The 24,019-nt window shown below is 72.4% G+C and carries 28 protein-coding genes; 14 read left to right on the top strand and 14 right to left on the bottom strand.

Going from position 1 to position 24,019, the window contains the following annotated elements; translation table 11 throughout:
• Positions 1 to 32: 32 nt before the first annotated feature.
• The 3 genes from KVF89_RS16685 to KVF89_RS16675 are packed head-to-tail and all read right to left on the bottom strand — an operon-like array spanning position 33 to position 2,613.
• Positions 33 to 725, bottom strand: coding sequence for a 3-oxoacid CoA-transferase subunit B (locus tag KVF89_RS16685; RefSeq protein WP_257427209.1), 693 nt, complete (start codon positions 723 to 725; stop codon positions 33 to 35).
• The gene (locus KVF89_RS16680) at positions 722 to 1,417 is read right to left on the bottom strand and encodes a 3-oxoacid CoA-transferase subunit A (protein WP_257427208.1); all 696 of its coding nucleotides are present in this window, start codon (positions 1,415 to 1,417) and stop codon (positions 722 to 724) included. Before KVF89_RS16680 ends, KVF89_RS16685 begins: the two co-directional genes overlap by 4 nt.
• Positions 1,417 to 2,613, bottom strand: a complete 1,197-nt coding sequence (locus KVF89_RS16675; protein WP_257427207.1) for a thiolase family protein — start codon at positions 2,611 to 2,613, stop codon at positions 1,417 to 1,419. Before KVF89_RS16675 ends, KVF89_RS16680 begins: the two co-directional genes overlap by 1 nt.
• Positions 2,614 to 2,703: 90 nt before the next feature.
• On the opposite strand from KVF89_RS16675, the gene KVF89_RS16670 reads away from it, so the two are divergent.
• The 6 genes from KVF89_RS16670 (at position 2,704) to KVF89_RS16645 (ending at position 7,839) form a co-directional block, all read left to right on the top strand.
• On the top strand, positions 2,704 to 3,594 hold the full coding sequence (locus KVF89_RS16670; RefSeq protein WP_257427206.1) for a LysR substrate-binding domain-containing protein: 891 nt from the start codon (positions 2,704 to 2,706) through the stop codon (positions 3,592 to 3,594).
• 196 nt (positions 3,595 to 3,790) lie between these two features.
• Entirely contained in the window at positions 3,791 to 4,714 is a 924-nt protein-coding gene (locus KVF89_RS16665) for a LysR substrate-binding domain-containing protein (protein ID WP_257427205.1), read from the top strand.
• 7 nt (positions 4,715 to 4,721) lie between these two features.
• A complete protein-coding gene (locus tag KVF89_RS16660; protein WP_257427204.1) occupies positions 4,722 to 5,825 on the top strand; it encodes a mandelate racemase/muconate lactonizing enzyme family protein in 1,104 nt (367 codons plus the stop codon).
• 40 nt (positions 5,826 to 5,865) lie between these two features.
• Positions 5,866 to 6,714 (top strand): catechol 1,2-dioxygenase, encoded by an 849-nt coding sequence (gene catA, locus KVF89_RS16655; protein WP_257427203.1) that lies wholly within the window; start codon positions 5,866 to 5,868, stop codon positions 6,712 to 6,714.
• Positions 6,714 to 6,989 carry a muconolactone Delta-isomerase gene (gene catC, locus KVF89_RS16650; RefSeq protein WP_257427202.1) on the top strand — a complete coding sequence of 92 codons (276 nt, stop codon included), beginning with the start codon at positions 6,714 to 6,716 and terminating at the stop codon, positions 6,987 to 6,989. Before catA ends, catC begins: the two co-directional genes overlap by 1 nt.
• 7 nt (positions 6,990 to 6,996) lie before the next feature.
• A complete protein-coding gene (locus tag KVF89_RS16645; protein WP_257427201.1) occupies positions 6,997 to 7,839 on the top strand; it encodes an alpha/beta fold hydrolase in 843 nt (280 codons plus the stop codon).
• Here KVF89_RS16645 and KVF89_RS16640 read toward each other — a convergent pair.
• Positions 7,776 to 10,055 (bottom strand): arylsulfatase, encoded by a 2,280-nt coding sequence (locus tag KVF89_RS16640; protein ID WP_257427200.1) that lies wholly within the window; start codon positions 10,053 to 10,055, stop codon positions 7,776 to 7,778. The two genes, KVF89_RS16645 and KVF89_RS16640, sit on opposite strands and share 64 nt — an antisense overlap.
• 23 nt (positions 10,056 to 10,078) lie before the next feature.
• On the opposite strand from KVF89_RS16640, the gene KVF89_RS16635 reads away from it, so the two are divergent.
• A complete protein-coding gene (locus KVF89_RS16635; protein WP_257427199.1) occupies positions 10,079 to 10,519 on the top strand; it encodes a MarR family winged helix-turn-helix transcriptional regulator in 441 nt (146 codons plus the stop codon).
• A 5-nt stretch (positions 10,520 to 10,524) separates the two neighbouring features.
• On the opposite strand, the gene KVF89_RS16630 is transcribed toward KVF89_RS16635, so the two are convergent.
• Together KVF89_RS16630 and KVF89_RS16625 are read right to left on the bottom strand one after the other, a co-directional pair.
• Entirely contained in the window at positions 10,525 to 11,463 is a 939-nt protein-coding gene (locus tag KVF89_RS16630) for a bile acid:sodium symporter family protein (protein ID WP_257427198.1), read from the bottom strand.
• Between the two features lie 65 nt (positions 11,464 to 11,528).
• The gene (locus KVF89_RS16625; protein WP_257427197.1) at positions 11,529 to 11,831 is read right to left on the bottom strand and encodes a chorismate mutase; all 303 of its coding nucleotides are present in this window, start codon (positions 11,829 to 11,831) and stop codon (positions 11,529 to 11,531) included.
• A 145-nt stretch (positions 11,832 to 11,976) separates the two neighbouring features.
• Between KVF89_RS16625 and KVF89_RS16620 the strand changes: the two genes are divergently transcribed.
• The 5 genes from KVF89_RS16620 (at position 11,977) to KVF89_RS16600 (ending at position 16,452) form a co-directional block, all read left to right on the top strand.
• Entirely contained in the window at positions 11,977 to 13,335 is a 1,359-nt protein-coding gene (locus tag KVF89_RS16620; protein ID WP_257427196.1) for a TrpB-like pyridoxal phosphate-dependent enzyme, read from the top strand.
• Positions 13,336 to 13,472: 137 nt separating this feature from the next.
• Entirely contained in the window at positions 13,473 to 14,654 is a 1,182-nt protein-coding gene (locus tag KVF89_RS16615) for an RtcB family protein (protein WP_257427195.1), read from the top strand.
• A gap of 46 nt (positions 14,655 to 14,700) precedes the next feature.
• Positions 14,701 to 15,318 (top strand): HD domain-containing protein, encoded by a 618-nt coding sequence (locus KVF89_RS16610; RefSeq protein ID WP_257427194.1) that lies wholly within the window; start codon positions 14,701 to 14,703, stop codon positions 15,316 to 15,318.
• Between the two features lie 47 nt (positions 15,319 to 15,365).
• Positions 15,366 to 15,743 carry a DUF8819 family protein gene (locus KVF89_RS16605; RefSeq protein ID WP_257427193.1) on the top strand — a complete coding sequence of 126 codons (378 nt, stop codon included), beginning with the start codon at positions 15,366 to 15,368 and terminating at the stop codon, positions 15,741 to 15,743.
• Positions 15,744 to 15,828: 85 nt separating this feature from the next.
• Positions 15,829 to 16,452 (top strand): alpha-ketoglutarate-dependent dioxygenase AlkB, encoded by a 624-nt coding sequence (locus KVF89_RS16600; RefSeq protein ID WP_257427192.1) that lies wholly within the window; start codon positions 15,829 to 15,831, stop codon positions 16,450 to 16,452.
• Positions 16,453 to 16,455: 3 nt separating this feature from the next.
• Here KVF89_RS16600 and KVF89_RS16595 read toward each other — a convergent pair whose 3' ends face one another.
• The 6 genes from KVF89_RS16595 to KVF89_RS16570 all read right to left on the bottom strand — a co-directional run bounded on the left by KVF89_RS16595 (position 16,456) and on the right by KVF89_RS16570 (position 20,562).
• On the bottom strand, positions 16,456 to 16,851 hold the full coding sequence (locus tag KVF89_RS16595; RefSeq protein ID WP_257427191.1) for a VOC family protein: 396 nt from the start codon (positions 16,849 to 16,851) through the stop codon (positions 16,456 to 16,458).
• Positions 16,848 to 17,651, bottom strand: a complete 804-nt coding sequence (locus tag KVF89_RS16590) for a hypothetical protein (RefSeq protein WP_257427630.1) — start codon at positions 17,649 to 17,651, stop codon at positions 16,848 to 16,850. The genes KVF89_RS16595 and KVF89_RS16590 overlap by 4 nt, the downstream gene beginning before the upstream one ends.
• Positions 17,652 to 17,667: 16 nt before the next feature.
• On the bottom strand, positions 17,668 to 18,459 hold the full coding sequence (locus tag KVF89_RS16585; protein WP_257427190.1) for a 3'(2'),5'-bisphosphate nucleotidase CysQ: 792 nt from the start codon (positions 18,457 to 18,459) through the stop codon (positions 17,668 to 17,670).
• Between the two features lie 153 nt (positions 18,460 to 18,612).
• Entirely contained in the window at positions 18,613 to 19,215 is a 603-nt protein-coding gene (gene pth, locus KVF89_RS16580; protein WP_257427189.1) for an aminoacyl-tRNA hydrolase, read from the bottom strand.
• 98 nt (positions 19,216 to 19,313) lie between these two features.
• Entirely contained in the window at positions 19,314 to 19,928 is a 615-nt protein-coding gene (locus KVF89_RS16575; RefSeq protein WP_257427188.1) for a 50S ribosomal protein L25/general stress protein Ctc, read from the bottom strand.
• A 202-nt stretch (positions 19,929 to 20,130) separates the two neighbouring features.
• On the bottom strand, positions 20,131 to 20,562 hold the full coding sequence (locus KVF89_RS16570; protein WP_257427187.1) for a MarR family winged helix-turn-helix transcriptional regulator: 432 nt from the start codon (positions 20,560 to 20,562) through the stop codon (positions 20,131 to 20,133).
• A gap of 77 nt (positions 20,563 to 20,639) precedes the next feature.
• On the opposite strand from KVF89_RS16570, the gene KVF89_RS16565 reads away from it, so the two are divergent.
• Positions 20,640 to 21,278, top strand: coding sequence for a maleylpyruvate isomerase family mycothiol-dependent enzyme (locus KVF89_RS16565; RefSeq protein WP_257427186.1), 639 nt, complete (start codon positions 20,640 to 20,642; stop codon positions 21,276 to 21,278).
• A gap of 238 nt (positions 21,279 to 21,516) precedes the next feature.
• On the top strand, positions 21,517 to 22,653 hold the full coding sequence (locus KVF89_RS16560) for an HNH endonuclease signature motif containing protein (protein WP_257427185.1): 1,137 nt from the start codon (positions 21,517 to 21,519) through the stop codon (positions 22,651 to 22,653).
• 10 nt (positions 22,654 to 22,663) lie between these two features.
• Here KVF89_RS16560 and KVF89_RS16555 read toward each other — a convergent pair whose 3' ends face one another.
• Together KVF89_RS16555 and KVF89_RS16550 are read right to left on the bottom strand one after the other, a co-directional pair.
• Positions 22,664 to 23,398, bottom strand: coding sequence for a PKD domain-containing protein (locus KVF89_RS16555; protein WP_257427184.1), 735 nt, complete (start codon positions 23,396 to 23,398; stop codon positions 22,664 to 22,666).
• Positions 23,395 to 24,006 (bottom strand): DUF6318 family protein, encoded by a 612-nt coding sequence (locus KVF89_RS16550; RefSeq protein ID WP_257427183.1) that lies wholly within the window; start codon positions 24,004 to 24,006, stop codon positions 23,395 to 23,397. Before KVF89_RS16550 ends, KVF89_RS16555 begins: the two co-directional genes overlap by 4 nt.
• Positions 24,007 to 24,019: the final 13 nt, after the last annotated feature.

The following is a 24,019-nucleotide window of genomic DNA, read 5'->3' as shown; positions in this document are numbered from 1 at the left end:
CGGCGTTCGCCACGGGCGAACCGGGGAACTTCTCAGCGCGTCGCGAGCGGCACGGCGAGCCGCTCGCGCAGCTCCGCGACGCCGATCCCCCACGTCTCGCGGACGACCACGGTGGGACCGCCGACCTCGAACACGCCGTGGTCGGTGTAGACCCGGCTGACGCAGCCGACGCCGGTCAGCGGGTAGGTGCAGGTCGGGACGAGCTTGGGCGAGCCGTCCTTGCCGAACAGCGTCATCATCACCAGGACGTCCTTGGCGCCGATGGCGAGGTCCATCGCGCCACCCACGGCAGGGATGGCGTCGGACCTGCCGGTGTGCCAGTTGGCCAGGTCGCCGTCGGCGGCGACCTGGTAGGCGCCCAGGACGCAGACGTCGAGGTGGCCGCCGCGCATCATGGCGAACGAGTCGGCCTGGTGGAAGTACGACGCCCCGGGCAGCTCGGTGACGGGGACCTTGCCGGCGTTGGTGAGGTCGGCGTCCACGTCGTCGCCGTGCGCGGCCGGGCCCATGCCGAGCATGCCGTTCTCCGTGTGGAGGATCACCGTGGCCGAGCCGTGATGGTCCCGGGGCAGGTGGTCGGCGATCTTGGTGGGCTGGCCGATGCCGAGGTTGACGAAGGAGCCCTCGGGGATGTCGCGGGCGATCACCTCGGCCAGCTCGTCCATGGTCAGCGGCCCCCGGTCCAGGTGCTCGATCGTGGCGGACCGGTCGTCGAGCGTGGTCATCGTGCCCCCTGGACGGTGTAGTGACGGGCCTCCACGGCGACCACGCGGTCGATGTAGATGGAGGGCGTGACGACGGCCTCGGGGTCGAGGTCACCCGTCGGCACGACGGAGCCCACCTGGGCGATCGTGGTGGTGGCCGCGGCGGCCATGACCGGGCCGAAGTTGCGGGCGGTCCTGCGGTAGACGAGGTTGCCGAGGCGGTCGGCGCGGTACGCGGAGATCAGCGCGTAGTCGCCCTTGATCGGGTACTCCAGCAGGTAGGTGCGTCCGTCGATCTCGCGCACCTCCTTGCCCTCCGCGAGCGGCGTGCCGACCGCGGTCGGGCTGTAGAACGCGCCGATCCCCGCACCGGCGGCACGCATCCGCTCGGCGAGGTTGCCCTGCGGGACGACCTCGAGCTCGATCCGGCCGGACAGGTAGAGCTCGTCGAAGACGAAGGAGTCGGCCTGCCGCGGGAACGAGCAGACGACCTTGCGCACCCGGCCCGCCTTGAGCAGCGCGGCGAGGCCCACCTCGCCGTTCCCGGCGTTGTTGGAGACGATGGTGAGGTCCTTCGCGCCCTGCCGGATGAGTGCGTCGACCAGGTCGAAGGGCATGCCGGCGAGGCCGAATCCCCCCACCAGGACGGTGGATCCGTCCTCGATCCCGGCCACGGCCTCGTCGGTCGACTCCAGCACCGCGGTGCGGGCCATCAGCGCGCCTCCTCGTTCTCCAGGACGACGGCCAGGCCCTGGCCGACGCCGATGCAGATGCCGGCGACGCCCCACCGCCGGCCGGTCTCACGCAGCACCTTGGCGAGCGTGCCGATCAGCCGGCCGCCGGAGGCGCCGAGCGGGTGACCGAGCGCGATCGCGCCGCCGCGCTGGTTGACGATCTCGGCGTCGACCAGTCCATCGGCGAGCCAGGCGTCGACGCAGGCGAGCGACTGGACGGCGAACGCCTCGTTGAGCTCGACCGCGCCCACGTCGGACCAGGTGATGCCGGCGCGCGCGAGCGCGGCGTTGGCTGCCTCGACCGGGGCGTAGCCGAACGCCTGCGGCTCCAGGGCGTACGCCGCGCGGCCGGCCACCCGCGCCAGCGGGGCCGTCCCGATCCGGTCGGCGGCGGCCGCCGAGCCGAGCAGGACGGCGGAGGCGCCGTCGCTGAGCGGCGAGGCGTTGCCGGCGGTGATCGTGCCGTCCTTGCGGAAGACGGGCCTGAGGCCCGCGAGGGACTCCGGCGTGCTGCCGGGGCGGATGCCCTCGTCGCGGGTCAGGTCGACGCCGGGGACGGGCACGACGAGGTCGGCGTAGAAGCCGTCCTCCCAGGCCTGGTGGGCGAGCCGGTGGGAGCGCGCGGCGAAGGCGTCCTGGCGCTCCCGGGAGATCCCGAACCGCTCCTGCAGCTGCTCGTTGGCCTCACCCAGGCTGACCGTCCACTCCTTCGGCATCGCCGGGTTGACCAGGCGCCAGCCGAGCGCGGTCGAGACCGCCGTGGCGTCACCGACCGGGAAGGCGCGGTCCGGCTTGGGCAGCACCCAGGGAGCGCGGGTCATCGACTCCACGCCACCGGTGAGCACGATGTCGGCGTCGCCGGTCTCGATGGTGCGCGAGCCGGCCATGACGGCGTCCAGGCTCGACCCGCACAGCCGGTTGACGGTGGTCGCGGGGACGCTGACGGGCAGCCCGGCGAGCAGTGCCGCCATCCGGCCGACGTTGCGGTTGTCCTCCCCTGCGCCGTTGGCGTTGCCCCAGACGACGTCGCCGATCGCGGCCGGGTCGAGGTCGGGAACCCTCTCCAGCGCCGCTGCCACGACGGCTGCGCCGAGGTCGTCGCTGCGGACTCCGGCGAGCGTGCCGTTGAACCGGCCGAAGGGGGTGCGGACGGCTGCGTAGACGTAGGAGCTCACGGAACCGACCGTAGGTCCGGAAGTTGATAGTGTGAAGGATCAATATCTGACCCATTTGAGACGACTTCGCATATGAATGGAGGGAGCGAGATGGACCTGCTGCGTCACCTGCACTACTTCGTGACCGTCGCCGAGGAGCGGCACTTCGGTCGCGCCGCCGAGCGCCTGCACATGGCCCAGCCGCCGCTCTCCCAGCAGATCCGGCGCCTCGAGGCGGAGCTCGGCGTCACCCTCTTCGAGCGGACCACCCGACGCGTCGACCTCACCGCCGCGGGGACGGCCTACCTGGTCCGCGCCCGCGCGATCCTGGCCGAGGTCGACGGCGCGGCCGACGAGGCGCGGCGGGTGGCCGCGGGCGTGGTCGGCCGGATCGCGATCGGATGCGTCGGCTCGGCCACCTACAGCCTGCTGCCCGAGCTCTCCCGGCGGTTGGCCGAGGAGCTGCCCGGCGTCGACTTCGCGTTCCACGGCGAGATGCTCGTGGCCGAGCAGGTGGAGGCGCTGCGCGAGGGCCGGATCGACCTCGCCCTGCTGCGCCCGCCGGTCGGCGACGGCTCCCTGACCGTGGCCTTCCTGCGCGAGGAGCGACTCGTGGTCGCCGTACCGATCGGGCACCGGCTGGCCACCCGGCGCCGGCTGCGCGTCGCCGATCTCGCCGACGCGGACCTGATCGTGCACTCGGCCGGCCGTCGCTCCGCCATGTACGACATCGTCCGCGCACTGTTCGCGGAGGCGGGCCTCGCGCCGCGGATCCGGCACGAGGTCGGCGAGACCTCCACCCTGGTCACGCTCGTGGCCGGCGGCCTGGGCGTGGCCGTCGTCCCCGAGCCGGTCCGCGCACTGGCCCTGAGCGGGGTCGTCTACGTCCCGCTCACCCGGCCGGTCCCGACGGTCGAGCTCGCCGTGGCCCACCGCAGCGACCGGACCGAGGCCCATCTGCTGCGCACCCTCGGCGTCCTGCGCGCGCTGGTCAGCGGATAGCGCGCTCAGCCGGCGGATCGCCGGTGCTCGCGGTTCGGTGGCGCAGCACGGTCTGCAGATTCATAATCCTGAGTTATGAATCTGCGGACTATTGGTCTTTGTGCAACTCAATCCCTCGGATCTAGCGTGACCGGGAACCGTGACGGCGACCACAGGCCGTCCCGGGCGGCCCGCCACACCGGACGGAGGTGACCCGATGGATCTCAAGCAGCTGCGCTACTTCGACGCGGTCGCCGAGACCTGCCACTTCGGCCGGGCCGCCGAGCGCCTCCACCTGGCCCAGCCGGCACTCTCCCAGGCGGTACGGCGCCTCGAGGCCGAGCTCGGCGTCCTGCTCCTCGCCCGGACCACCCGCCAGGTCGGCCTGACGCCGGCCGGTGAGTTCTTCCACCGTGAGGTGCGCCGGATCCTTGGCGACCTGGACGCCTGCGTGATCGGCACCCGCAGCATCGCCGAGGGGAGCAGCGGCCTGCTGCGCGTCGGCTTCACCGGCACCAGCGCGTTCACCCAGCTGGCCCGGCTCTCCCGGATGATCCGCTCGGCGCTGCCGGCCGTCGCGCTGGAGGTCCAGGCCGACCTGCTCACCCCCGGCCAGGTGGAGCGGCTGCTCGACGGCCGGCTCGACCTCGGCGTGCTGCGCGGCCCGGTGGCCGAGCCCGGCATCGAGACCCGCAGCCTGCTGCAGGAGCCGCTGGTGCTGGCCCTGCCCGCCGACCACCGGCTGGTGGCCGAGCCGGGCCTCCGGGTCGCCGACGTCTCCGCCGACGAGTTCGTCGCGTACGCCGACACCCGCTCGGCCGTCAACGAGGCGATGGTGTCCAGCTGCCTGCGGGCCGGCTTCTCCCCCAACATCATCCACCGCGCGCCGGGGACCGCCGCCCTGCTCGCGCTCGTCGCCGCCCAGCTCGGTGTCGCCCTGGTGCCCGAGTCGGTGCGGAGCATGCAGCTCCAGGGCGTGGTGTTCCGCGACGTCGCCGACGCCACGACCATCGACCTCTCCCTGGCCTGGCGGGCCGACGAGCCGTCGGCGCTGGTGGCCGGCGCGATCGACGTCCTCGACCGCGGCGGCTTCTTCGGCGCCCCGGCACAGCCCTCCCCCACGACGAGCCCCACGAGCTGAGGACTCCATGAAGATCACCGCCATCGAGGCGATCCCGTTCCGGATCCCCTACGTGAAGCCGCTGAGGTTCGCGAGCGGGGAAGTCCACGTGGCCGAGCACGTGCTGGTCCGCGTGCACACCGACGACGGTGTGGTCGGGATCGCCGAGGCGCCGCCGCGGCCGTTCACCTACGGGGAGACGCAGCGCGGCATCATCGCGGTGATCGAGACCATCTTCGCCCCGCAGGTCGTCGGCCTCGCCCTCACCGACCGGGAGCGGCTGGCCGCGCTGCTCGGCCGCACCGTCGGCAACCCGACCGCGAAGGCCGCGATCGACATGGCCGTGTGGGACGCCTTCGGGCACACCCTGGGCCTGCCCGTCTCCGAGCTGCTCGGTGGCTACACCGACCGGATGCGGGTCTCGCACATGCTCGGCTTCGACCAGCCGGCGGCGATGGTCGCGGAGGCCGAGCGGATGCGCGACGTCCACGGGATCACGACGTTCAAGGTCAAGGTCGGCCGGCGCCCGGCATCCCTCGACGTCGACGTCGTCCGCGCGCTGCGCGAGGGGCTCGGCCCCGACGTCGTCCTGTACGTCGACGGCAACCGCGGCTGGACCGCGTCCGAGTCCGCGCGGGCGATGCGCCAGATGGCCGACCTCGACCTCGCGTTCGCCGAGGAGCTCAGTCCCGCGGACGACGTACTCGGTCGGCGGTGGCTGGTGTCCCAGCTCGACGTCCCCTTCATCGCCGACGAGTCCGCCACGACGCCGGCCGAGGTGACCCGCGAGGTGCTCGGCGGCTCGGCGACCGCACTGTCCATCAAGACCGCCCGCACCGGCTTCACCGGGTCGCAGCGGGTCCTCCACCTCGCCGAGGGCCTGGGGCTCGAGGTGGTGATGGGCAACCAGATCGACGGTCAGCTCGGCTCGATCTGCACCGTCGCCTTCGGCGCCGCGCACCAGCGCAGCAGCCTGCACGCCGGCGAGCTGTCGAACTTCCTCGACATGAGCGACGACCTGCTCACCGAGCCGCTGCGCATCGAGAACGGCGAGCTCGCCCTCCGACCCGGCGCCGGTCTCGGCGTCGCCATCGACGAAGACAAGCTTCGCCGCTACCGCACCGACAGCTGACCCAGCCGCACCGCGTCACCCAACCCGAGAGGACACCGCCATGACCACCGAGGTCGCCACCGCCGCCGCGTCCGGCGCCAGCGCCACCGAGCGCTTCCACTCCGACAAGTCGCCCTACGCCGCGGTCAAGGACACCCCGCCCGAGCGGGTCGACCGCCTGGCCCGCCGCGTGCTCGACGCCGTCTACCAGACGGTCCGCGACGAGTTGGTCACCTACGACGAGTTCAACGCGCTCAAGGCGTGGATGATCGGCGTCGGCGAGGACGGCGAGTGGCCGCTCTTCCTCGACGTGTGGCTCGAGCACGTCGTCGAGGACGTCAACACCTCCCACCGCGAGGGCAACAAGGGTTCCATCGAGGGCCCGTACTACGTCCCCGGCGCCCCGGAGCAGGGCGCGAAGGGCACCATCGAGATGCGCGAGGGCGAGGCCGGCACGCCGCTGGTGTGGACGGGCACGGTCACCTCGACCGACGGGACGCCGCTCGACGGCGCGCTCATCGAGCTCTGGCACGCCGACAGCGACGGCTTCTACTCGCAGTTCGCCCCGGGCATCGCCGAGTGGAACCTGCGCGGCAACTTCCGGGTCGGTGCCGACGGCGCCTTCGAGATCCACACGATCCAGCCGGCGCCGTACCAGATCCCGACCGACGGCTCCTGCGGCAAGCTGATCGCCGCCGCCGGCTGGCACGCCTGGCGTCCCGCGCACCTGCACGTCAAGGTGTCCGCGCCCGGCCACGAGCTGCTCACCGCGCAGCTCTACTTCCCCGGCGACGAGCACAACGACGACGACATCGCCTCGGCCGTCAAGCCCGAGCTGATGCTCGCGCCGCAGCCCCAGGCGGACGGCTCGGTCACCGTCGACTACGGCTTCGTGCTGGACCCCGCCTGATGCTGTTCCAGGTCCGGATGGACGTCGACCTCCCGCGCGACCTCGACCCCGCCCAGCGGGACGACGTGCTCGCGCGGGAGAAGGCGTACTCCCAGGAGCTCCAGCGCACCGGTGAGTGGGCACACCTGTGGCGCATCGTCGGGCACTACGCGAACATCAGCGTCTTCGACGTCGCGTCCAACGCGCGGCTGCACGAGATCCTGTCGAGCCTGCCGCTCTTCCCCTACATGCGGATCGAGGTCACCCCGCTGACCGCGCACCCGTCGGCGATCTGAGGCCGTCATGCCGCCGTCCGTCGTCGTGCGCCATCTCGCCGGTGTGCCCGGCCGGCCCGTCCTCGTCGTCGGACCCTCACTCGGCACGACGGCCGACCGGCTCTGGGGGACCGTCGCCACGGCACTGCCGGGCCGGTACGTCCTCGGCTGGGACCTGCCCGGCCACGGCGCCGGCCCGGCGGCGGACCGGCTGACGCCGGGCTTCTCCATGGCGGGTCTCGCCGCTGCCGTGCTCGAGGCGGTCGAGGAGGTCGTCGGCGACGCCACCCCGTTCGCGTACGCCGGCGACTCGGTGGGCGGCGCGGTCGGGCTCCAGCTCGCCCTCGACCGTCCCGACCGGGTCACCTCGCTGACCGTGCTGTGCAGCGCGGTCGCCTTCGGCCCGCCGGCCGGCTGGCACGATCGGGCCGCCCTGGTCCGCGCCGAGGGCATGGCCCCGATGCTCGCGACCTCGCCGGCCCGCTGGTTCGGGTCCTCGATCCGGGCCGCGGCGGACGGCCGGTGCGACGCCGCGATGGCCGACCTGGCCGCGGTCGACCCCGAGGGCTACGCCCGGGTGTGCGAGGCGCTGGGCGGCTTCGACGTCCGCGCGCGCCTCGCGGCGGTGCGGGCTCCGCTGCTCGCCGTCGCCGGCGCCGAGGACGTCGCCACCCCGCCCGCGGTCCTCGCGGAGATCGCCGACGGCGTCCCCGACGGACGGCTCGCGGTGCTCGACGGCGTCGGCCACCTGGCACCGTACGAGGCTCCGGCCGAGGTCGCCGCGCTGCTGCGCGACCACCTCTCCGCTCACTCCGACCGCAGCACCGCCGCCAGCCGGACCCGCTCGGCGTCGAGGTCCGCCAGCGCCTGACCGCCGGTGAAGGTCACCGACCGGAGCCCCCCGGTCCACGGGAAGGGCGGCGCGTAGTCGTCGCCGACCGGGAAGCCGGCGTCGTGGCCGACCCTGAGCCCGCCGCCACCGATCTGGATGCCGCTCGCGCCCATGCCCTGCGCGAGCGGTGCCCGGGCGACCTCGACGCCGTCGACCAGGAGCACCCCGTCGGCCGCGACCAGGCGGAACCCGACGGTGTGCCGCCCCGGCGTCAGCGGCGCGGCCGACCTGACGGCGTACGGCGTGCTGGTCACGTTGAGCAGGAAGCGCGGGCGGGCGTCGATGACGACGAGCGCCCAGCCGTTGGACCAGTCGCCGATCGCGGCCAGCACCCCCTCCGCTCCCGCCTCCGGGACGAGGACGTCCGCCTCGACCAGCGCCCCCAATGCCAGCGACGGCACCGCCTCGTCGGCCACCGGGTTGCCGCCGGGACGCACGACCAGCCGATCGGGCACGGGCCACAGCGGCGGCTCGATGCCGGGCAGGTGGCCGTAGAGGCCGTCGGTCATCGGGAAGACCTGGTTGGCCGCGGCCTCGGCCTCCCACCGTGCCGCCAGGTCGGCGACCACGTCGGGGTGCTCGTCGGCGAGGTCGTGGGCCTCGGAGAAGTCCTCGTCCATGCGGAACAGGCACCAGCGGTCGGTGGCGAAGTCGCGGCTGCCGGGGATCAGCCGCTCGTCGTCGACACCCGACGAGACATGGTCGGTGGTGGCCTTCCAGCCGTCGTGGATGATCGAGCGGGAGCCGAGCATCTCGAAGTACTGCGTGGTCCGCGGCGACGGAGCCGCGGCGTCGGCCATCGTCGCCACCAGCGAGGCGCCGGCCATCGGCTGCTGAGCGACACCGTCGACCTGCTCCGGCACGGGGACGCCGCACAGGTCCAGCACGGTCGGCGCGATGTCGACGATGTGGCACCACTGCTCGCGGACCGCGCCCGGGCCGGCCGCGCCCCGGGGCGGCTTGACGACCATCGGCACCCGGACCCCGCCGAGCCAGGAGTAGCGCTTCCACAGGTGGAACGGGGTGTTCCCGGCCCAGGCCCAGCCCCACGGGTAGTGGTTGTAGCCGCGCCAGCCTCCGATGTCGTCGATGGCGGCGAGGTTGTCCGTGAGATCGTCGCCGACGCCGAACCCGAAGCGGTGCTCGTTGAGCGACCCGATCCGGCCGCCCTCGGCGCTGGCCCCGTTGTCGGAGGTCACCACGATCACCGTGTCGTCGAGGATCCCCGTCTCCGCCAAGGCGTCGATCAGCCGGCCGAGGTGGTGGTCGAAGTGCGCGACGAAGCCGGCGTGCGCCTCGGCGTACCTCGCGAAGAGGCGTCGCTCCGCGGCGCCGAGCCCCGCCCAGTCCTGCACCCACTCCGGCCGCGGCGGCAGCGTGGTGCCCTCGGGGACGACGCCCGCGGCCACCTGCCGGGCGAAGGTGCGCGCGCGGACCGCCTCCCAGCCGTCGTCGAAGCGCCCGGCGTACGCCGCGATCCACTCCTCCGGCGCCTGGTGCGGCGCGTGGCCGGCGCCGGGGGCGAGGTACATCAGGAACGGCTTGTCAGGGGCGGCGTGCTGTTGGTCCTTGACCAGCCGGATCGCCTCGTCGACCAGGTCCTCGGTCAGGTGGTAGCCCTGCTCGGGCGTCGCGGGCGGCTCGACGGGTGAGTTGTCGCGGTAGAGCGTCGGCGTCCACTGGTTGGCATCGCCGTGGAGGAAGCCGTAGAAGCGCTCGAAGCCCTGGCCCAGCGGCCAGGTGCCGAACGGCCCGGCGGCAGTGCGGTCGTTGCGCGGCGTCAGGTGCCACTTGCCGACGGCCATCGTGTTCCACCCGGCGTCGCGCAGGATGCGGGGCAGGGTGGCCGCGGACGCGGGGATCCGGCCGCTGTAGCCGGGATATCCACCGGGCATGTCGGCCAGGAAGCCGATGCCGACCGCATGCGCGTTGCGGCCGGTCAGCAGGGAGGCCCGGCTGGGCGAGCACATCGCCGTGACGTGGAACCTGTTGTAGCGCAGCCCCTGCCCCGCGATCCGGTCGATGCTCGGGGTGTCGATCTCCCCGCCGAAGGTGCCGAGCTGACCGAAGCCGATGTCGTCGAGCAGCACGACCAGCACGTTCGGCCGACCGGCCGGGCGCGGCCGCGGCGGGTGGTACGGCGTCGAGTCGGCCGCGGTGCGCGCGATGACGGGCCCGGTGGGCAGCTCACTCACGGACGGACTCCTACGATGCTCGGGTGACGGACTTCGGCGTGCTGCTCAGCCTCGCGGGCGTGGTGTTCGTCGATGCTCTGCACGAGCGGCTCGAGGAGGCGGGGTTCGAGGACTTCACCGTCCGCAGCGGCTGGGTGCTGCGCACGCTCGGCGACGAGGAGCTGAGCCTGCGCGACCTGGCCGAGCGGATGGGGCTGAGCAGTCCCGGCACGCTCAAGGCGATCGACCCGATGCTCAGGGCCGGCTACGTGGAGCGCGCCGAGACCAGTGACCGGCGCGTGCGCGCGGTCCGGGTCACCGACCGTGGCCGGGCGGCACTCGCCTGCGCCACCGCCTTCCACGCCGAGTTCGAGGCGAGCCTCGCCACCGCGGTCGGCACCGGCGACGCGGCCGCGACCCGGCGCGGACTGGAGTCGCTGGTCGAGCGCGGGTCGGCGAACCTGCCGCGCGCGCTGACGCCCTAGCCGGGTCATCCGGCCGGCTCCGTGACCGGTTCCGCGGTCGGGACCCGGCGGCGCCAGTACGACGAGAGCAGCAGACCGGTCAACACGTCCCACAGCGCCCAGAAGGCGACGACGAGCGCGACCCCGCCGAGCTGGTCGAAGTACGCCAGCGCCAGGACCAGCCCGAGCGCGGTGTTGCGGATGCCGGTCTCGAAGGTCATCGCCCGCACCCCCGTCGGCGGAAGCAGGAAGGCGCGGCCCACGACATACCCGACGAGGAGGACGACGGCGTTCTGGATGATCGCGGGCACCGCGACCTCGTCCAGGTGGGCCACGATCACGCCGCCGCGGGTGGCCAGTCCGGCCACGACCACGAGCAGCAGGGTGACCAGGACGGCGATCTCGACCGGTCGGCGCAACCGGGCCGCGACCCGGGGTCGGCGCGCGGCCACCACCATCCCGATCGCGAACGGCAGCCCGATCAGGAGCGCCACCTCGACGCCCATCTCGACCGGGTCGAGCCGGATGTCGCTCAGCAGCGCGTCGGCGGCCGGGTAGCGCGCCGCCCAGAATCCGAACGCGACCGGCGTGGCAGCGACGGCGAGCAGGTTGGAGCAGGTCGTCAGCGCGATCGACAGGGCGACGTCCCCGTGCGCACGGTGGGTGAGCAGGTTGGAGAGGTTGCCGGCGGGGCAGCACGCGATGAGCAGCATGCCCAGCGCGACCGAGCCCCCGACGTCGAGCGCCCGGCACAACAGCAGGGTCAGCACCGGCAGCACCGCGAACTGCGCCGCGAGGCCGCCGATCAGCACGAGCGGGCGTCGTACGACGGCACGGAGGTCGGCCAGCTCGACGTCGAGCGCGACCCCCAGCAGGAAGACCGCGATGAGGAGCTTGATCCCGGTCTGCGCTCCATCGCCCAACGAGAGCCGGAGGGCGTCCAGGTCGGACGCGGCAACGAGCATCCGTCCCCTCCTCCGCCATTTCGTTAACCGAAGTTAAGCATATGGCGGACGGGGACGCTGAGCGTTCAGTCCTCGTTCTCCTCGGCGAACTGCTCGTGGTTGCGGATGACCTCCGCGATGATCACGTTGAGGATCTTCTCCGCGAAGTGCGGGTCGAGGCCCGAGCTCTCCGCCATCGACCGCAGCCGGGCGATCTGGACCGCCTCGCGGGCGGGGTCGGCCGGCGGCATGCCGGCGCTCGCCTTCAGGCGACCGACCGTCTCGGTGCACTTGAAGCGCTCCGCCAGCAGGTGCACGAGGGCGGCGTCGAGGTTGTCGATGCTCGACCGGAGTCGGTGGAGCTCGGCCCGGGCGTCGTCTGCACTCACACACCGAATCCTGCCCTACGACGTGACGGCGGCGCGCGGCCCGTCCGCGGGACGAGGCGGCCCGACGTCCGGCCGCACCCCGCCGGGTGCCGGGCACGGCCTAGGATCCGACCACCCCGATGACTCCCTTCCCGAGAGGACGCCCATGAGCGACGACCAGGTGATGCACACCCTCGAGCCGGACGAGCAGCCGACGCACTGGTACAACATCGTCGCCGACCTGCCGACGCCTCCCCCTCCGCCGCTGCACCCGGCGACCCACGAGCCGGTCGGACCGGACGACCTCGCGCCGCTGTTCCCGCCGGAGCTGATCGCCCAGGAGGTGAGCGCCGAGCGGTACGTCGAGATCCCGGAGCCGGTGCTCGAGGTCTACCGCCAGTACCGGCCGAGCCCGCTCTACCGCGCCCGGCGCTGGGAGGAGAAGCTCGGCACCAGCGCCCGGATCTACTTCAAGTACGAGGGCGTCTCGCCAGCCGGCTCGCACAAGGTCAACACCGCGGTCCCGCAGGTCTACTACAACAAGCTCAACGGCATCAACCGCCTCACGACCGAGACCGGTGCGGGCCAGTGGGGCACCGCGCTGTCCTACGCGAGCTCGCTGTTCGACGTCAGCTGCGAGGTGTGGCAGGTCGGGGCGTCCTTCGACACCAAGCCCCAGCGGCGCACCCTGATCGAGGTCTTCGGCGGCACGGTGCACCGCTCCCCCAGCCGGCTCACCGAGTCGGGCAAGGCCTTCGCGGAGGACCACCCCGGCTCGCTCGGCATCGCGATCTCCGAGGCGGTCGAGGTCGCGGCCCAGGACCCCGAGGCGAAGTACGCCCTCGGGTCGGTGCTCAACCACGTCCTCCTGCACCAGACCGTGATCGGCGAGGAGGCGCTGCTCCAGCTCGCCAAGGCCGGCGAGTCCGGGGCCGACCTCGTCATCGGCTGCGCCGGTGGTGGCTCGAACTTCGCGGGCCTGGCGTTCCCGTTCCTGCGTGAGAAGCTCGCCGGCAACCAGGCGCCGCGGATCCTCGCGGTCGAGCCGACCTCGTGCCCGACGCTGACCCGGGGCGAGTACCGCTACGACTTCGGCGACACGGCCGGCCTGACGCCGCTGATGAAGATGTACACCCTCGGCCACGACTTCGTGCCCTCACCGATCCACGCGGGCGGCCTGCGCTACCACGGCATGGCGCCGCTGGTCTCGCACACCGTCCACGAGGGCCTGATCGAGGCCACCGCGCTGCACCAGAGCGAGTGCTTCGAGGCCGCTGTCGAGTTCGCGCGCACCCAGGGCATCGTCCCGGCGCCGGAGTCGTCCCACGCCCTCGCCCAGGCGCGGCGCGAGGCTCTCGCCGCGACCGAGGCCGGCACCTCGCCGGTCATCGTCGTCGGCCTGTCCGGCCACGGCCTGCTCGAGCTGGGCGCCTACGCGAGCTTCCTCGGCGGCAGCCTCGAGGACGACCCGCTGTCCGACGAGGCGCTGGGCGAGGCGCTGGCCAATGTGCCGGTCATCAACTGACCCTCTCCGGCCCGGACCGGTGCTCTTCTACGGCCCGGGAAATGCGTGCGCAACGCATTTCCCGGGCCCTAGCGTTCTCTGCCGGTCGCACCGTGCGGCCACCAGACACGAGAAGGGCAACGACACAGGAACCATCGATGGACAAGATCACCCCGAAGCTCCTCAGCTGGGCTTCGATCCTCGAGCAGGGCACCCGCGAGCAGGCGATGACCACGGCCCGGATGCCGTTCATCCACCCGCACCTCGCGCTGATGCCCGACGCCCACCTGGGCCTGGGCGCGACGGTGGGCTCGGTCATCCCGACCCTCGGCGCGATCATCCCGGCCGCGGTCGGCGTCGACATCGGCTGCGGCATGATCGCCGTGCGCACGCAGTTCACCGCCGACGAGCTGCCCGCCGACCGGCGACCGCTGCGGGAGGCCATCGAGCGGGCGGTCCCGCTCTCGGCCGGCGCGGCGAACCGGAGCATCACCCGCGAGCACACCCAGCGGCGTCTGGACGAGCTCACGCGCGCGGCCGAGGAGGCCGGCTTCGAGCCCGCGCGGTACGCGCAGCGGTGGGAGCTGCAGCTCGGGACGCTCGGGTCCGGCAACCACTTCATCGAGGTGACCGTCGACGAGGAGCGGCGGGTCTGGCTGTTCCTCCACTCGGGGTCGCGGGGCGTCGGCAACAAGATCGCCCAGAAGCACATCCAGATCGCTCGCGACCTGTGCGAGAAGTGGTGGATCCAGCTCCCCGACAAGGACCTGGCCTACCTCGCCGAGGGCACCGACGAGTTCTGGGCGTACATCCGGGAGATGCGGTGGGCGCAGCGCTACGCGCTGCTCAACCGTGAGGAGATGATGGACCGGGTCGTCCGGCAGTTCGCGGAGTGGGTCGGGCTCGGCTCGGCCGACGACGTCGAGCGGGCCGAGGAGATCAACTGCCACCACAACTACACCGAGCGGGAGCGGCACTTCGGCCGGGACGTGTGGCTCTCCCGGAAGGGCGCGATCAACGCGGAGCGGGGCCGGCCGGGCCTCATCCCCGGGTCGATGGGGACGGCGTCGTACGTCGTCAGCGGCCTCGGCAACCCGGTCGGGCTCAACTCGGCACCGCACGGCGCCGGCCGGGAGTACTCCCGGTCGAGGGCCCGCCGGACGTTCACCCGCGAGCAGCTGCGGGAGGCGATGGCCGGCATCGAGTACCGCGACACCGACGCGTTCATCGACGAGATCCCGGCGGCGTACAAGGACATCGACCGAGTGATGGCCGACGCGGCCGATCTCGTCGAGGTGCGGCACGTGCTGCGCCAGATCGTGAACGTCAAGGGTGATTGAGGGGGTGCCGGTGACAGCGGCCGGGGCGGTCGGTTTGAATACCGGGATGGAGGACGACCATCCCGACCTGACCGACCTGCCCTGGCCGCTGTCCGGCGCGGAGGCCCTGCGCGACGAGCTGCTGGCGGCGTACGCCGACCCGAGCCGCGGGCACCACGGCACCCGGCACCTCGCGGAGGTGCTCGCGCGGCTCGACGAGCTCGCGGCCGCCGGGACGTCGTACGACCGGACGCCGGTGCTGCTCGCGGCGTGGTTCCACGACGCCGTCTACGACGGCGAGCGGGACGCCGAGGAGCGCTCGGCGACCTGGGCCGAGGACGCCCTGCCGACGCACACCGATCCGGCGACGGTCGCCGAGGTGGCCCGGCTGGTGCGGCTGACGGAGCGCCACCGCCCGGAGCCCGCGGACGCCAACGGCTGCGCGCTGTCCGACGCGGACCTCTCGATCCTGGCGGCCCCCCGGGAGCGCTACGACGAGTACGTCGCGGCCGTGCGCTCGGAGTACGCCCACCTGACCGACGACGTGTTCGCCGCCGGTCGGGCGGAGGTGCTGCGGGCCCTCACCGCCGCCCCCGAGCTGTTCCGCACCGCGCACGGCCGCACCCGGTGGGAGGAGCCGGCGCGGGTCAACGTCGCGCGGGAGCTCGCGGGTCTGCCCGCCTAGGCGACCGGGCCGGCCGACGCTCACCGAGCGCCGCGCACAATGGAGCTGTGGACGACAGCGTGATCTTCCAGGCCCGGGCGCAGGTGCTGGCCGACCTGCAGGCCCGCGCCCTCGGTACGCCGGACTCCGTGACGGTGCTCGAGGACGCCTGCTCGGAGCGTCGCTGGTGGCTCGGCCAGTGGCCCGAGGGCGCGCCGTTCATCGCCGGGCTCGTGGCCCAGGACGTGCAGGACGCCCTCGCCGACCGGTTCGGCCGGCAGGCCCAGGAGGGGCTGTGGCCGGTGTGCACCCGGTGCGACGGGAGCGCCGTGCACGCCCTGCACATCGAGCCCGACCTCGGCGGCCCCGATCCGACCTGGGTGTGCGAGGAGTCGGGGGTCGCGGTCGCGCCCCTCGGCGGCCTCAGCCGCGGAGCGGCAGACTGACCGGGCGGCACTCGCCCCGACAGACCGCGCACGCCCCACACCCGGACGTACGAACATCTGTTCGAACACGAGGTATCCTCGACCCATGACGGTCGACTTCCAGACCAGCCTGTTCGAGACCGGCACCCCGGCGACAGCGGCGGCCACCGAGCGCAGGCGGCTCAGCGCCGGTGCCTGGGTCGATGTCGCCCGCGACTGGCTGCCCGACGCCGACGACGTCTTCGCGACCCTGGTGCGCGACGTGCCGTGGCGCGCGGAGCGGCGGGCGATGTACGACCGGGTCGTCGACGTGCCCCGGCTCGTCTTCACCTACATGATCGGCGACGAGCTCCCCCACCCCGCCCTGGCGGCGGCGCGGGAGCGGCTGACGGCGCGGTACGCCGACGAGCTCGGCGAGCCGTTCCGCACCGCCGGCTGCTGCTACTACCGCGACGGGCGCGACAGCGTCGCCTGGCACGGCGACACCATCGGCCGCGGCTCCACCGACGACACGATGGTCGCGATCGTCTCCGTCGGCGACCCGCGCCGGCTGCACCTGCGCCCGCGCGACCCGGACCGCCGCGACGAGGCGTTCGCGGTCGAGATGGGCCACGGCGACCTGGTCGTCATGGGCGGCTCCTGCCAGCGGACCTGGGAGCACGCCGTGCCGAAGGTCGCCTCGGCCGGGCCGCGGATCTCCGTCCAGTTCCGGCCGTTGAACGTCTTCTGAGCGTCAGCTCGCGCCGCGCTCCTCGTCCGAGCGGAGCACGCAGAACTCGTTGCCCGCCGGGTCGGCCAGGGTGACCCAGCCGGTCCCGTCGCCACGGATCTCGCGGTGGTCGGCGACCTGGGTCGCCCCGAGCGCGAGCAGGCGGGCCACCTCCTCGTCGCGGGTTCCGGTCCGGGGACGGATGTCGAAGTGCAGCCGGTTCTTGCCGAGCTTGGCGTCCGGGACCTCGATGAAGAGCACCTGATGGCCCGACTCGGGGTCGCGGATCATGCACTCCTCGTGGCCGGGCAGGTTGGGGTCGCCCTCGATGTCGACGTAGCCGAGGACCGGCTTCCACCACTCGGAGAGCTGGTAGGCGTCGGCGCAGTCGACGGTGGTGTGGGAGATGTACGACGTCACGGGCTCGCTCCTTGCGACGGGGTCGGGGTCGGGGCGGGGGTCGGTGTCGGGGTCGCCGTATCACTGGGGGTGGGCGTCACCGAGGGCGTGTCGCTCGGCGTCGCCGGGGCGGTCGGCTCGGACGGCACGGGACCCGTCGGGGTCTCGGTGGGGGTCGGGTCGGGCGTCGGCGTGGGAGTGGGAGCCGGGGTCTCCTCGGCGGGCGGCTGCTTCCGCTGCTCGTCCTTGCCCTTGCCGCCCTTGCCGAAGACACCGGTCAGCGACGTCCGGTCGCTGCCGTCCGTGCCGCCCGTGATGGTCGAGACGCTCTTGCCCGCGACCAGCTCGACGGCGCTGATCGCGAGCAGGGAGAGCACGAACACCACGGCGGCGAGCACCGCGATCCGCTTCCACTGCAGGTCTGCCCACCGGCTCCGCTCCGGCGACTCAGCGGCGGCGGGCTCCTCGGCGAGCTCCTCCCCGGCCGCGTCGAGATGGCGGTGGGCACGGTCCAGCTCCCGCTCGGCCGCCTCCGGGTCGCTCCGCCGTGCCGCGCGGCGTACGTTCTGGTCGGCGAGGTTGACCCGCTGCAGCGCCGCGGCCTGCACCTCGGCCATCCGGCGGCGGCTGGACTCGATGCCCTGCTTGTAGAGGGCGGAGCTGACGGTCGCGATGACGCTGCCGAGAGCGGCGCCGATCAGGGTGCCGGCGGCGCCGAGCGTGGAGAGCAGCACCGCGACGGTCACGGCCGCGGCGGCACCCGCGAAGGTCGCGGGCCAGTCGATCCGCGACCTCCGCTCCTCGGTGTCGGTCTCAGCCATCGCTTCCCCGCACGACTCAGTCGGTGCCGTTCGCGGCGATGAACGCGAGGATCTTCTCGGACAGCTCGGGACGGCACACGATCACGTCGGGCAGGTAGACGTCGGCCTGGTTGTAGACCAGCTCGCTGCCGTCGACCCGCGAGGTGAACAGGCCGGCGGCCCGCGCGACGGCGACCGGTGCGGCGGAGTCCCACTCGTACTGGCCGCCCGCGTGCACGTAGGCGTCGGCGACGTCGCGGACCACCGACATCATCTTCACGCCGGCCGAGCCCATCGGGACCAGCTCGGCGTCGAGCTCGGCGGCCAGCGCCTCGACGAACGCGGGCGGGCGGGTGCGGGAGACCGCGATCCGCGGGCGCTGCGAGGTCCGCGGCGGCACGACGGGCGGGGTGCCGGTGTTGAAGGTCTCGCCCAGCGCCGGCTGGGCGACGGCACCGGCGACCAGCTCGCCCTCCTGCCACAGCGCCACGTGCACCGCCCAGTCGTCGCGCGGCGGCTCGGAGAACTCACGGGTGCCGTCGAGCGGGTCGACGATCCAGGCGCGGGCGGCGCGCAGCCGCGCGTCCTTGTCGGCGGCGTCCTCGAGCGCCTCCTCGGAGAGGACGGCGTCGTCGGGCCGGTACGTCGCCAGCAGCTGCATGAGCAGCTCGTGGGCGGCCCGGTCGCCGGCGTCCTTGAGGTCCTTGCCCTCCAGGCCCTCGGCGCGCACCTCCAGCAGCCGGCGGCCGGCCTCCTCGGCCAGCCAGGCCGCGAGACGGTGGTCGTCGGCGACGACGTCGGGATCGGGGGTACCGGGCTCGAAAGTCACACGGTCACCCTACTGATCCTCCGCGAGGGCGCCCCAAACCTCGGTTGAGTCGTCGGTTCTGACCTGTTGAGTCGTCGGTTCTGACCCATTGAGTCGTCACTTCGCGCGCCTCGGCAGCCAGATCTGACGTCTCGACGGGTCAGATCCGACGAGTCAACGGTTGTGGCGCTGCTGGGTCTTCTCGAGACCGTCGGCGATCAGCGACTCCACGGCGTCGGCGGCGGAGTCGACCTGGAACGGCAGCTCCTTGCGCTCCTTGGTCGCGTAGTTGGAGAGCACGAAGTCGGCGACATCCTGGCGGCCGGGCGGGCGGCCGATTCCGGCCCGGACCCGGAAGAAGTCACCGGTGCCCAGTGAGGAGCGCATCGACTTCAGGCCGTTGTGGCCGTTGTCGCCGCCGCCCTTCTTGATGCGCAGCGTGCCGAAGTCGATGTCGAGCTCGTCATGGATCGCGATGACCCGCTCGGCGGGCACCTTGTAGAAGGTGGCGAGGGCCTTGACCGGCCCGCCCGACTCGTTCATGTACGAGCGGGGCTTGGCCAGCACCACCCGAGGTGTGCCGGCACCGAGCGGCCCCAGCCTGCCCTCGACGACATCGGCCCGTCCCGACTTGTGGGCCCGGAAGCCGCTGCCCATCCGGCGCGCCAGCTCCTCGACCACCAGGTAGCCGATGTTGTGGCGGTGTCCGGCGTACGACGGGCCGGGGTTGCCGAGGCCGACCACGAGCCAGACGTCGGCGCTGTTCGCGTCAGCCACGTTGGTCTCCTCGGCGTCGGATGCGGCGGTGCTCCCCGGCGCGGACGTGCGCGCCGGGGAGATGAGTCGGCCCAGGAACCACCTGAGCCGGCTCAAGGTCACTCGCTGTCGCCGCCCTCAGCGGCCGAGGCCTCGCCGGCGCTCTCGGCGCTCTCGGCGTCGGGCTCCGCCGCGACCTGCTCGGTGACGTTGACCACGAGGGTCTCGGGGTCGGTGAGCAGGGTGGTGCCCTCCGGCAGGTCGAGCTGGCCCGCGAGGAACTGGGTGCCGGCCTCGGCGCCGTCGATGTTGACCTCGAAGGACTCGGGGATGTGGGTGGCCTCGGCCTCGACCTGCACCGAGGTGTTCTCGGTGACCACCAGCGTGCCACGGAGGGCCTCGCCCACGATGATGACCTGGACGTCGACGGTGACCTTCTCGCCACTGACGACAGCGACGAAGTCGACGTGCTCGAGGACGCGGCGGACCGGGTCGACCTGGACCTGCTTGGTCAGGGCGAGCTGCGAGGTGCCGTCGATGTCGAGCTCGAGGAGCGCGTTGGCGCCGCCGTGCTTGAGCGCCATCATGGTGGCGTGGCCCGGGAGGGTCAGGTGGATCGTCTCGTTGCCGTGGCCGTAGACGACGGCGGGGACGTTGTTGTCGCGGCGGATGCGGCGGGCGGCGCCCTTGCCGAACTCGGTGCGGACCTCGGCCTTGATCTTCTCGGTGCTCATGGGAGTCTCCTGCTCGTCGCGTGGTGGTGGTCGCTGCACCCGGAGACGAGGAACGCCGCGCTTCCCTCACCCGGTGACCGGCAGGGCGCGCGGCGTCGTCAGGACGAGCCGGCCCAGTCGATCACGGAGTCACAGAAGCAGGTGCTCCCTCGCCGAGGCAACCGGAGAAGACTACCCGCGGCGGCGAGGCTGCGCGAAATCGTCACCGGTAGGGGTCGGTGATCTCCCGCAGGTCCCGCAAGGCGTCCGTCAACGCCGCCAGGCGCTCGGCCCCCAGGTGCCGGCTCCACTCGCGCTCGACGGCCCGCTCCTCGCGCCGCGCGACCCGCTGCACCTCGCGCCCGCGCGGCGCGATGACCACGAGTCGGGCGCGGGCATCGGTGGGGTCGGGCACCCGTTCGACGTACGCCGCCCGCTCGAGCTGGTCGACCAGCACGCTCGCGCTCTGCTTGGTGATCCGCGACTGCTCGGCCAGGTCGGTGACGCGGATCCCGTCCTCGCTCAGCCGGGCGGCCACCCGCGCCATCGCGGGCGTCAGGTCGCCGTAGCCGGCCGCGATCACGGCGCCGGAGACCCGCTGCTCGACGTACCGCGCGCCGATGAACATGAGCAGCGCCGGGTGCGGCTCGCGCATGTCGCGCCCTCCCCCTTGACGAAGTGATCAGGCAGGCTGACCATATCAGTCAGGGACGCTGACCATCGGAGGTCGCCATGGACAAGGCCGCGATCTGGGCGCACATTCACGCCGAGCGCGCCGCGCTCGCCGATCTCCTGGCCGGCCTGGACGACGACGGCTGGGCACACGACACGCTCTGCCCGGGCTGGACGGTCCACGACGTCGCGGCGCACGTGATCTCCACGCCCCAGATCGGGTGGGCCGCGATGCCCGGGATGCTGGCCCGCAATCTCGGCCGTGGCTACAACACGATGATCTTCCGCGAGGTGAAGCGGCTCGGTGCGCATGCGACCAGGGAGAGCATCCTCGGCGACTTCGAGAGGTACGCCGCTAGCACCCACCACGTCCCGACCACCACGTCGGTCGAGCCGTTGATCGACGCACTTCTGCACCACCAGGACATCGCGCGCCCGCTCGGCCGGCACCGCACCATGCCTGTCGAGGCGGCCGTGGTCGCCGCGGACCGGGTGCGCCGGCTGGCCCCGCTGATGGGGACCGGCCGCCTCGTCCGGAGCGTGCGCCTGGTCGCCACCGACGTCGCCTGGGATCGCGGCACGGGACCCGCCGTCACCGGCCCGATCCAGGAGCTGCTCATGCTCGCCTCCGGCCGGGCGCCGGACCCCGACCTGGTGAGCGGAGACGGCCTCGCGGTGCTGCCGGGCAAGCCTGTGTGAGGTCGTCCGGGGTTGTGTCGTACCCCTGTTGTTGGGTTGGGGCATGGTCAGTGGTCGGGTGGTGGTGGGTCTGGAGGACCTGTCGGCGGCGGGGGTTCTCGACTTTGTCGAGGCCCAGCATGCTGCGCGCCTGTCAGCTGAGCGGGAGATCTTGAGGGCGGCGTATCAGTGGGCGGTACTCCACTCCCCGGACCGGCTCCCGGCCGGTGATCGTCGGGGCAGGGTGCGGGCTCGTCGTGTGGGTGGGGTCGGGACGCCGTTGGTCACCGAGCACGCCGCAGCGGTGTTCGGGGCCCGGGTCCAGACCAGTCCCTATGGTGCGCGGCGGTTGATCGCAGACGCCGTCGACCTGCAGCTACGGCTCCCGCGGTTGTGGGCCGGCGTGGAGGCCGGCACGGTCCGGGTGGCGCATGCGCGTCACGTCGCCGACGCCACCCGCGACCTCAGCCCCGACGAGGCGGGGTGGGTCGATGCCGAGGTGGTCGAGGTCGCGGACGGTCGTCTGGCGTGGTCCCGGTTCGAGGCCCTGGTCGAGGGCAAGGTCGCGGCCGCGGCCCCCGAGCTGGCCCGCGAGCGTGAGGACGCTGCGGCGCGGGAACGGTGTGCCCGGTCCTCGCGGGTCAACAAGCACGCGATGGCGACCTTCACCATCAAGGCCGATGCCCTCACCATCGCCGGCATCGACGCCGCGGTGGCCGCGGTCGCGGACAAGCTGACCGAGTCGATGCCCGACAGTGTCGTGAACGACCGCCGGGTCGCGGCCGCAGCACTCCTGCTGAACCCAGCGGCTCGTCCCGATCTGTCGGTGGGTCCGGTCAAGGTGCGGGCCAAGGTCTACCTCCACCTCGCGCCCGAGACACCCATCGCGCGTGTGGAGGGGCACGGGCCACTCACGATCGGCCGGGTCGTGGAGCTGCTGGACGCCACGGCCGCGAAGGTCCAGGTCACCCCGGTGCTCGACCCGGCCGGGATGGCACCGGTCGATGCCTACGAGATCCCCTCCCGCCTCCGCGAAGCAGTGCATCTGATCCACCCCGCCGACGTGTTCCCCTACGCCACCAACACCACCCGCCGCATGGACCTCGACCACGCGATCCCCCACAGCCAGGGTGGCGCGACCAGTGTCGACAACCTCGGACCCCTGACCCGGACCCACCACCGGATCAAGACCCACACCGGGTGGGAAGCCCGACATCCATTCCCCGGGATCGTGATCTGGCGCGATCCCTACGGGGCCCACTACCTCATCGACCCGACCGGCACCAGACGGATCACTCCGACCCCCACCGCCAACAGCACCAACAGCGGCAGCGGTGGGACAGGCAGCCGGGTCGACATCATGGTCACCCAGCTGTTCCTGGACTATGCGGCCTAGCCGCCATGGCTTAGTAGCCGACGAGCTTGGGTTGTGCCTCGACCGCTTGCAGTGGTTGGCCGGGTCCGTCGATGGTGACGGTGCCGGGGATGGTCTGCCACGGTCCGGTCGCGATGCGGTAGCGGCCGGTGTAGGTGGTGGACAGGCTGGGCAGGTAGTCGCCCTTGCGTAGGTAGCTGTGGGTGATGGTGAGGTCGGGGTAGGGCGCCCCGGGCTCGGTGGTGCTGGTGGACTTGCCGTCGCCGAAGTTCCAGGCGAAGGACGCCGGGGTGGCCTCGAGGGTGACCTGCTGCCCGAGCAGGGTGAGGCTCGTGCTGATCGGTGTGGTGCTGGTGGTGTAGAAGTTCGTCTTGAAGTTCACCAGGGTCAACCCGTCAGGCGGCTGGATGGTGAGGGTCCCGGCCGGCAGCTTGAGCTCTGCGAAGGCCCTCTGGACGTCGGCTGCAGTAATCGCAGGCAGGTCGTCTCGGTCGGCCGTGCAGAAGGCGTGATCCACGAATTCGCCGGCGACCTGTTCGGCGCCCTGGCAGGCAAAGCCGCCTGCAGCAGGCTCTGCTGCCGATCCCGTCCCCGGAACCCAGCCCTGCTGAGGCGGCTGGTCGCCATTGCGCGTGCTGTCTACCCAGAGCCCGTTGTTGGAGACGCCGGCGTCTGTTGTCGGATCGGGCATCGGGTCGGCACTGGACATGTCGATAGGAATAGCAACCAAGATCGCCAGAACAGACCCGATGACAGCGGCCCTCATTGCGGATCCATGACTTCCATCTGCCAGGAATCGTCGGTCCACTGCGTCGCGACTGCCATCCGAGCTGAACCTGCGGCAGAGCGCTGCTCGGAACCGTCTCCGCTTACCAGCAGTTGCTCCGTGTTGGCGACCGTCAGAAGAGCCTCAAAGGCCAGGAGACTCGAACTGCCCTTCAGTCGGTTCACCTTCTCGAAGCTGACTGCGTAGTCGCCGCCCTCGGCGTGGCCGCCGTCTTTGTACAGATCGCGGATACCTTGAATCCCGTCAAGACATCCCTCGCAGCTCGGTCCCGAGGCAGCCTTGAGTGCCTTCACATCGCCTGTGACCTGCGCGTAGTTGATCAGGTCCCAGTAGTACGTGATGAACGCGCGGGCGCCGTCCTCACTCGCCTGCTTCGCTGCGTCCGGGAGCACCGGCTCAGTGGGCTCGGCAGGCTCGGTGGCCGTCGGGGAGGGCAGGTCCATCGTCCCGGTCGGGCTCCACGTCGAGGACGGGTCGCGGGGGTCGGGGTCGTCGCCGGTGCAGGCGGCCGCGGAGAGGAGCAGGGCCAGCGTGGCGGCGAGCAGGCCGAGGGCCGGTGGGCCGCCGGCGGTGCGGTGGGTGCGCATGGGTCCTCCCGAG

It is taken from the genome of Nocardioides carbamazepini (genome assembly GCF_024614185.1).
In the GTDB taxonomy this organism is placed as follows: domain Bacteria; phylum Actinomycetota; class Actinomycetes; order Propionibacteriales; family Nocardioidaceae; genus Nocardioides; species Nocardioides carbamazepini.
Note: the sequence above shows the minus strand (reverse complement) of the source record. Positions and strands in the feature narration are given on the sequence as shown.

Bases quoted from the DNA above. Each gene is read 5' to 3' on its own strand.
- KVF89_RS16645 (WP_257427201.1), top strand. From the start codon at position 6,997: ATGCCGCCGTCCGTCGTCGTGCGCCATCTCGCCGGTGTGCCCGGCCGG.
- KVF89_RS16680 (WP_257427208.1), bottom strand. From the start codon at position 1,417: ATGGCCCGCACCGCGGTGCTGGAGTCGACCGACGAGGCCGTGGCCGGG.
- KVF89_RS16590 (WP_257427630.1), bottom strand. From the start codon at position 17,651: ATGGCTGAGACCGACACCGAGGAGCGGAGGTCGCGGATCGACTGGCCC.
- KVF89_RS16670 (WP_257427206.1), top strand. From the start codon at position 2,704: ATGGACCTGCTGCGTCACCTGCACTACTTCGTGACCGTCGCCGAGGAG.
- catA (WP_257427203.1), top strand. From the start codon at position 5,866: ATGACCACCGAGGTCGCCACCGCCGCCGCGTCCGGCGCCAGCGCCACC.
- KVF89_RS16600 (WP_257427192.1), top strand. From the start codon at position 15,829: ATGACGGTCGACTTCCAGACCAGCCTGTTCGAGACCGGCACCCCGGCG.
- KVF89_RS16610 (WP_257427194.1), top strand. From the start codon at position 14,701: ATGGAGGACGACCATCCCGACCTGACCGACCTGCCCTGGCCGCTGTCC.
- KVF89_RS16685 (WP_257427209.1), bottom strand. From the start codon at position 725: ATGACCACGCTCGACGACCGGTCCGCCACGATCGAGCACCTGGACCGG.
- KVF89_RS16565 (WP_257427186.1), top strand. From the start codon at position 20,640: ATGGACAAGGCCGCGATCTGGGCGCACATTCACGCCGAGCGCGCCGCG.
- KVF89_RS16615 (WP_257427195.1), top strand. From the start codon at position 13,473: ATGGACAAGATCACCCCGAAGCTCCTCAGCTGGGCTTCGATCCTCGAG.
- KVF89_RS16575 (WP_257427188.1), bottom strand. From the start codon at position 19,928: ATGAGCACCGAGAAGATCAAGGCCGAGGTCCGCACCGAGTTCGGCAAG.
- catC (WP_257427202.1), top strand. From the start codon at position 6,714: ATGCTGTTCCAGGTCCGGATGGACGTCGACCTCCCGCGCGACCTCGAC.
- KVF89_RS16660 (WP_257427204.1), top strand. From the start codon at position 4,722: ATGAAGATCACCGCCATCGAGGCGATCCCGTTCCGGATCCCCTACGTG.
- KVF89_RS16570 (WP_257427187.1), bottom strand. From the start codon at position 20,562: ATGCGCGAGCCGCACCCGGCGCTGCTCATGTTCATCGGCGCGCGGTAC.
- KVF89_RS16630 (WP_257427198.1), bottom strand. From the start codon at position 11,463: ATGCTCGTTGCCGCGTCCGACCTGGACGCCCTCCGGCTCTCGTTGGGC.
- KVF89_RS16620 (WP_257427196.1), top strand. From the start codon at position 11,977: ATGAGCGACGACCAGGTGATGCACACCCTCGAGCCGGACGAGCAGCCG.
- KVF89_RS16555 (WP_257427184.1), bottom strand. From the start codon at position 23,398: ATGAGGGCCGCTGTCATCGGGTCTGTTCTGGCGATCTTGGTTGCTATT.
- KVF89_RS16665 (WP_257427205.1), top strand. From the start codon at position 3,791: ATGGATCTCAAGCAGCTGCGCTACTTCGACGCGGTCGCCGAGACCTGC.
- KVF89_RS16550 (WP_257427183.1), bottom strand. From the start codon at position 24,006: ATGCGCACCCACCGCACCGCCGGCGGCCCACCGGCCCTCGGCCTGCTC.